Raw genomic sequence first — 1,481 nt, forward strand, 5'->3', positions numbered from 1 at the left:
CTAATGGTCATTGGGTCTTCACCGCCAACAGTGCGTTTAATCAATTAAACGTTGGCGATAAGGTCGAAGAGACCTTTACGGTATCGTCGGTTGATGGCACACCGTCGACCATAAAAGTGACGATTAACGGCACTAACGACGCCGCTACTGTCAGCAGCGCGACCGTTGCCATCGATGAAACCGACAAAGTAGTCACGACTTCAGGAACATTAACCAGCACCGATGTCGATAATCCGGATAATGCGTTCACTCCAGACTCCATTGCAGGCACAAATGGTGACCTGACTATTGATGCTAATGGTCATTGGGTCTTCACCGCCAACAGCGCGTTTAATCAACTAAATGTTGGCGATAAAGTAGAAGAAACCTTTACGGTATCGTCGGTTGATGGCACAGCGTCAACCATCAAAGTGGCGATTAACGGCACTAACGATGCAGCGACAGTCAGTACCGCAACAGTCAGTGTGGATGAGACTGATAAAGCGGTAACGACATCAGGAACGTTGACCAGTACTGACGTGGATAATCCAGATAATGCATTTACACCGGATTCCATTAGAGGCACCAACGGTAACCTGACTATTGACACTAATGGTCATTGGACATTCACCGCCAACAGCGCATTTAATCAATTGAACGTCGGCGATAAGGTCGAAGAAACCTTTACGGTATCGTCGGTTGATGGCACAGCGTCAACCATCAAAGTGGCGATTAACGGCACTAACGACGCCGCTACTGTCAGCAGTGCGAGCGTCGCCATTGATGAAACCGACAGAGCGGTAACCACCTCAGGCACCTTAACCAGTATCGACGTGGATAACCCAGACAATGCGTTCACACCCGATTCCATTTCTGGTACCAACGGTGATCTCACCATTGATGCCAATGGTCATTGGGTATTCACAGCAAGCAGCGCATTTAACCAATTGAATTTCGGCGATAAAGTCGAAGAGACCTTCACTGTCTCGTCTATTGACGGCACAGCGTCAACGATCAAAGTCACGATTAATGGCACTAACGATGCAGCGACAGTCAGTACCGCAACAGTCAGTGTGGATGAGACTGATAAAGCGGTAACTACCTCAGGCACGTTGACCAGTACCGATGTGGATAATCCAGATAATGCATTCACACCGGATTCGATTACTGGCACCAACGGTGACCTGACTATTGATGCCAATGGTCATTGGATGTTCACCGCTAACAGCGCATTTAATCAATTGAACGTTGGCGATAAAGTCGAAGAGACCTTTACGGTATCATCAGTTGATGGCACACCGTCGACCATAAAAGTGACGATTAACGGCACTAATGACGCAGCTACTGTCAGCAGCGCGACCGTTGCCATCGATGAGACTAACAAAGCGGTAACAGCTTCAGGTACCCTCACCAGTACCGATGTAGACAACCCAGACAACACGTTTACACCGGATTCTATTTCAGGTACCAACGGTGACCTGACTATCGATGCTAATGGTCAT

1 protein-coding gene is annotated in these 1,481 nt (G+C 48.2%); it reads left to right on the forward strand.

Going from position 1 to position 1,481, the window contains the following annotated elements; translation table 11 throughout:
• The coding region (locus tag AB4154_RS08910) for a VCBS domain-containing protein (protein ID WP_372122728.1) at positions 1-1,481 on the forward strand (1,481 nt) is incomplete at both ends.

Source organism: Vibrio sp. 10N.286.51.B11, assembly GCF_041469245.1.
GTDB lineage: Bacteria > Pseudomonadota > Gammaproteobacteria > Enterobacterales > Vibrionaceae > Vibrio > Vibrio crassostreae_C.